This window comes from Streptomyces sp. NPDC006265, assembly GCF_040613555.1.
Classification (GTDB): Bacteria; Actinomycetota; Actinomycetes; order Streptomycetales; family Streptomycetaceae; genus Streptomyces.
Genome location: NZ_JBEXSH010000697.1, coordinates 1 through 4955, shown reverse-complemented (window position 1 = coordinate 4955; position 4955 = coordinate 1). Strand labels below are relative to the sequence as shown.

6 protein-coding genes are annotated in these 4955 nt (G+C 72.9%); 5 read left to right on the top strand and 1 reads right to left on the bottom strand.

Annotation, left to right across the window (positions count from 1 at the left end):
* Nucleotides 1-142: 142 nt before the first annotated feature.
* Both ABZ281_RS37775 and pip read left to right on the top strand, forming a co-directional pair.
* The gene (locus tag ABZ281_RS37775; RefSeq protein ID WP_356662551.1) at nt 143-775 is read left to right on the top strand and encodes an ankyrin repeat domain-containing protein; all 633 of its coding nucleotides are present in this window, start codon (nt 143-145) and stop codon (nt 773-775) included.
* 38 nt (nt 776-813) lie between these two features.
* A complete protein-coding gene (gene pip, locus ABZ281_RS37770) occupies nt 814-1806 on the top strand; it encodes a prolyl aminopeptidase (RefSeq protein ID WP_356662548.1) in 993 nt (330 codons plus the stop codon).
* A 46-nt stretch (nt 1807-1852) separates the two neighbouring features.
* On the opposite strand, the gene ABZ281_RS37765 is transcribed toward pip, so the two are convergent.
* A complete protein-coding gene (locus ABZ281_RS37765) occupies nt 1853-2254 on the bottom strand; it encodes a CGNR zinc finger domain-containing protein (protein ID WP_356662550.1) in 402 nt (133 codons plus the stop codon).
* Nucleotides 2255-2346: 92 nt separating this feature from the next.
* Here ABZ281_RS37765 and ABZ281_RS37760 point away from each other — a divergent pair, with 92 nt between their 5' ends.
* The 3 genes from ABZ281_RS37760 to ABZ281_RS37750 all read left to right on the top strand — a co-directional run bounded on the left by ABZ281_RS37760 (nt 2347) and on the right by ABZ281_RS37750 (nt 4849).
* Nucleotides 2347-2703 (top strand): hypothetical protein, encoded by a 357-nt coding sequence (locus ABZ281_RS37760; protein WP_356662547.1) that lies wholly within the window; start codon nt 2347-2349, stop codon nt 2701-2703.
* Nucleotides 2704-2820: 117 nt separating this feature from the next.
* The gene (locus ABZ281_RS37755) at nt 2821-3018 is read left to right on the top strand and encodes a hypothetical protein (protein WP_356662546.1); all 198 of its coding nucleotides are present in this window, start codon (nt 2821-2823) and stop codon (nt 3016-3018) included.
* Between the two features lie 268 nt (nt 3019-3286).
* A complete protein-coding gene (locus ABZ281_RS37750) occupies nt 3287-4849 on the top strand; it encodes an alpha/beta hydrolase (protein ID WP_356662549.1) in 1563 nt (520 codons plus the stop codon).
* Nucleotides 4850-4955 lie beyond the last annotated feature (106 nt).

Here is a 4955-nt window from a genome sequence, read left to right as displayed (position 1 = left end):
GGCGGGGTGGACGGAGTCCGGCGGTGCGGGAGCTGCTGGGGCGCTGCGAAGAGGAGTTCGGCGTGGGCGGGGGCCGAGCCGTGACCGTGGGGCAGGCACCTCACGGGCCTCTGCCGGGCTCCGCTAGCGTGACCGGGTGATCATGCTGCTGCAATGGGACGGCCTCACCGACCGCGATCGCTTCAACCAGTGGTACCTGGACCAGCGGGACGAGTTCTCGGACATGGCCCGGGACGCCGCGTGGAACCGTCTCTTCGAGGTGCTGGGAGAGCGGCCGGAGTGGGTCAACCTGCCCCGGCCCGGGAACCGCAGCGGCTTCTCCCCGCTGCACCAGGCGGCCTGGCACGGCGCGGACTTCGCCGTGGTGTCCCGGCTGATCGCGCACGGCGCCTGGCGCACCCAGCGCGCCCGCGATGGCCGTCGCCCCGTCGACATCGCCCGGGAGCGGGGGCACACGCACCTGCTGGACCTCCTCGAACCGGTCACGGTGCGGCCCCTGCCCTCCCCGCCGGACGCCCTGGAGCACCACGTCCACACCCTCATGCGGGAGTCGACCGGCCGGTGCTTCGACGAGATCGAACACCTGCTGCCCCCGCTGGCACCCCTCACCGAGGGCCCCGCCGTGAAGGTCGTCTTCACGGTGGTCGGCATGATGGGCGGCTTCCGTTACCAGCTGGAGCGGGACTACGTGCATGTGCACGCCAGTTCGCGGATGGACGCCGACGACGGGGACCACTACAAGGTGACTCCGACGGGCTGGACCGCGATCAAGTAGGCGCGCCCCCCGTCACCGCTTCGGAGAGGACCTCTCGCATGGCCGAGCTCTATCCCGCCGGTGTCGAGCCGTACGCGCACGGCATGCTCGACGTCGGTGACGGCAACCGCGTGTACTGGGAGGCCTGCGGCAATCCCGCGGGCAAGCCCGCCCTCGTGCTGCACGGCGGTCCGGGTTCGGGGGCGGGCCCGTTCTGGCGACGGCTGTTCGACCCGGCGGCGTACCGCATCGTGCTCCTCGACCAGCGCGGCTGCGGCCGGAGTACGCCCGACGCCGCCGATCCGCGGACCTCGCTCGCCGCCAACACCACGCACCATCTCATCGCCGACGTCGAGCGGTTGCGGCAGCACCTCGGCATCGAGGAGTGGCTGGTCCTCGGCGGGTCCTGGGGCGTGACCCTCGCGCTGGCCTACGCCGAGCAGCACCCCGGTTCCGTCTCCGAGCTGGTCCTGTTCAGCGTCACCAGCACCACGCGGCGCGAGGTGGAGTGGGTCACCCGGGACATGGGGCGGATCTTCCCCGCGGAGTGGGCCCGCTTCCGGGACGCCGTACCCGCGGCGGAGCGCGACGGGAGTCTGGTGGACGCCTACGCCAGGATGCTCGCCGACCCCGATCCGGCCGTACGGGAGCGGGCCGCGCGGGAGTGGTGCCGGTGGGAGGACGTACACGTCTCCACCCGGCCCGGGCACCGGCCCGACCCCCGCTACGACGACCCGCTCTTCCGGATGCGCTTCGCCCGCCTCGTCACGCACTACTGGCGGCACGCCGCCTTCCTGGACGACGGGGCGCTGCTGCGCGACGCCGGGAGGCTGGCCGGCATCCCGGGCGTGATGATCCACGGCCGGATGGACATCAGCGGGCCGGTGGACGTCGCGTGGCGACTGGCCCAGGTGTGGCCGGAAGCGGAACTCGTGCTGATCGGCGACGAGGGGCACGGGCTGTCGGGGGCCTCCACGACGGCGGCGGTACTGACGGCTACGGACCGGTTCCGGGGGCGTGACGGGCGAAGGGGCGAAGGGGCGCAGAAGTGAAGGGGCGTAGAGGCGCAGAGGCGCAGGGGCCGGTTGCGGTCCGCCGTCAGCCGCCGCCCGACGTCCTCCCCGCCCCGCACGTCCCCAGGCTGCACCATCTGCGCCGCCCGCTCTCGTCGAGGAACAGCCAGCCGCAGTCGCGGCCGGGGCAGCCGCGGACGGTGAAGCGGCGTGGATCGGCGAGCAGTTCGCCCGCCGGGCGGGCCACCGCGTGGAGGGGCAGCCGCAGGCCTGCCGAGGGGGACGGCCGCCAGCACGCCAGGCCGTCCTCCCGCCGGGTGAGGACCGAGCCTCGCGCGGCCTCCTCCACCACTCCGGCGACCGCCTTGAAGGCCCGGCCGTCCTGCGGGTCGGTCAGGCAGGCGTACAGGTCGGTACGGAACTGCCGGGCCTCGTCGAGAGCGGCGGCGGCCTCGTCCGGCCGGTGCCCGGCAGCGTAGCCGTGCAGCCGTCGCCCCGGCCGGGCGTGGTGAGGCTTTGGTCAGAAGCGGCGGAGAGACTTCGGCGACCTTCCTTCCACCCGTCCACCCAGGGAGAACCATGCGCCGAACCCTCCTCGCCCCACTGGCACTTGCGGCCGTGCTCCTCGGCACGCAGCCCGCCTCCGCCGCGCACGGGCCCGGCTGGGAGTTCGCTTCCGCCGCGGCCCGGCCGACCGCGCCCGGCTGGGAGCCCGCGCCCTCCGCGCCGTGGGACGTCGGCGCCGGCGTGCGGTGCGACTTCTCCGTCCATGGCGAACCCGTCGTCGACGAGGTGGAGCAACGGGTGCTGAACACCCACCCGGACGGCTCCGTGCGGCGGGTGGCGTACCGGGGGGATCTCGTCGTACGTGTCACGAACACCGCGACCGGCGCGTCCCACGACGCCGACGTGAGCGGAGTTTCGGCAGCCGCATGAGGAAGCCGAGACCGGACGCGGCCTCGCGCTCGTGGACACACTGGCGACGGACTGGGGCGTCGACCAACTGCCCTGGGGCAAGCGGGTGTGGGCGGAGCTGCTCGCGAAGGCGCGCCGATGACCGGGGGGCGCACGCCCTGGGTGGGTGACCTGGTCCGCAACGAGATCGCCCGTCGGCGCGGCGTCATCACGGACGTGCGCGGCGGCACGGTCTGGGTGCTACGGCCGGAATGTGGGCCGGGACAGTGGACTTCCCGGCAGCCGGAGCGGCTGAAGGTGGTGACGCCGCGTGAGGAGATGCGAGGACGGCCGTGAAGTCGTTCCCCACGTGAACGACACCGCAACTACCTCCGGGTACTGGGGAGATCACGTCTTGAAACGGCTACGAACTCGCATCGACCCCCTCCCCTGGGCCTCATGAGCTGAAAACTTCAACGACCGACAGCAGCACCGAAGACCACAGCACACCCGCCCGAGGGGGAACACCACAGTGACCAGACCCGACCCCGGACCGGACCGGACCGGCGCGGGCAGACACCTTCCCCGCCTGAGACTCGCCCTCGCCGCCGCGGTCTCCCTCGTCATGGCCGGAACCTCCGCCCAGGCGATGGCCGCCCAGCCGGACCAGAGGACCGGGCCGCCGCCCGTGCCGTCCCTGGCCTGGTCCGACTGCCAGGGCGGCTTCGAGTGCGCGAACGCCGACGTTCCGCTGGACTACCGTGACCCGCAGGGCAGGACCATCACCCTGGCGGTCATCCGCAAGAAGGCCGCCGACCAGGGCAAGAAGAAGGGCACGCTGTTCCTCCAGCCCGGCGGCCCCGGCAACTCCGGCGTGGACTTCGTGCGCGGCAACTACGCCGACCTGCCGGCCGCCCTGCGCGACTCCTTCGACGTCTTCGGCTACGACGTTCGCGGTGTCGCCCGCAGTTCGCAGGTCGAGTGCTGGGACGACCCGACGTTCACCCAGGCCATCACCGCGGCCAGGGGCGTCCCCGGCCCCGACGCCTACGCGACCGCCGTGCGCCAGGGCGCCGCATTCGACCAGGCCTGCCAGGACCGGGCGGGCGAGCTGCGGCCGTACGTGGGCACCGAGTACGTCGCCCGCGACATCGACCTGCTGCGCGAGGCCCTCGGGGAGGAGCAACTCACCTACTACGGGCGCTCGTTCGGCAGCTACATCGCCACCGTCTACGCCGCCCTGTTCCCCCAGCGGGTGCGCGCCCTCGTCCTGGACGGCGCCTACGACGCGGAGCACTACGCGAACCGGCCCTACGCCTACGACCGGCCCCAGTACCTCGCCCTCGACGGCGCGATGGGCCGCTTCCTCAACTGGTGCGAGGCGAACCAGGGCGACTGCGGGTTCGGCGGCGACGACCCCCGGGCCGCCTTCGAGAAGCTCAAGGCCGACCTCGACGCCAGCCCCGTCCCGACGGCCAACGGCGGTACGGCGAACGGCTACACCCTCGTCTACCGCCTCCTGTTCAACATCAACGAGGGCAAGGTCATCTGGCCCTCCCTCGGCGAGGCCCTGCGCAAGGCCCAGCAGCGCGACAACACCTCGTTCCTGCTGCGGCCGCCGTCCCCGGCCAGCTACGACTTCCTCAACCCGAACATCGCGGTCGAATGCGTCGACAGGGACTACCCGCGTGACCCGGCCCTGCTGAAGCGGCAGGTCACCACCAACGCCCGGCTGGCCCCGCTGCTCGGCCCGGCCCTGGCGTACGGCCCGCCGCTCTACGACCACCAGCACGCCACCACCTGCGCCCAGTGGACCGGTGAAAGGGTCAGCCGCTACGACGGCTCCTTCCGCGCGAAGGGCTCCGCGCCGATCCTGATCCTCGGCACCACCGGCGACCCGGACACCCCCTACCAGGACGCCGTGGCCCTGTCCCGGCAGCTCGACAACGGCCGGCTGCTCACCTTCAGGGCCGAGGGGCACACCGCCTTCGGGCGCAGCGCCTGCGCGACGGACGCCGTGACCGGCTACCTGGTGGACCGGAAGGTCCCCGCACGCGGCACGACCTGCGCGGACGAGATCCAGCCGCCGTCCACCACGCCGACGGTGGCCCCCGCCGGCACGACCCTCGGCGAGCTGCGCAACGGTGTGGACGAGCGGCTCGACCGCCTCGGCAACACCCCGCGCTGACCACCGCGCACCACCCCGCGCCGGTCACCGCTCACCGACACACCCACGAACCCCGGACGTCCGCCCCCGCGGCAGATGTCCGGGATTCTCGGGTCTTGACCAGATC

Bases quoted from the DNA above. Each gene is read 5' to 3' on its own strand.
- ABZ281_RS37750 (WP_356662549.1), top strand. From the start codon at position 3,287: ATGGCCGGAACCTCCGCCCAGGCGATGGCCGCCCAGCCGGACCAGAGG.
- ABZ281_RS37760 (WP_356662547.1), top strand. From the start codon at position 2,347: ATGCGCCGAACCCTCCTCGCCCCACTGGCACTTGCGGCCGTGCTCCTC.
- pip (WP_356662548.1), top strand. From the start codon at position 814: ATGGCCGAGCTCTATCCCGCCGGTGTCGAGCCGTACGCGCACGGCATG.
- ABZ281_RS37755 (WP_356662546.1), top strand. From the start codon at position 2,821: ATGACCGGGGGGCGCACGCCCTGGGTGGGTGACCTGGTCCGCAACGAG.
- ABZ281_RS37775 (WP_356662551.1), top strand. From the start codon at position 143: ATGCTGCTGCAATGGGACGGCCTCACCGACCGCGATCGCTTCAACCAG.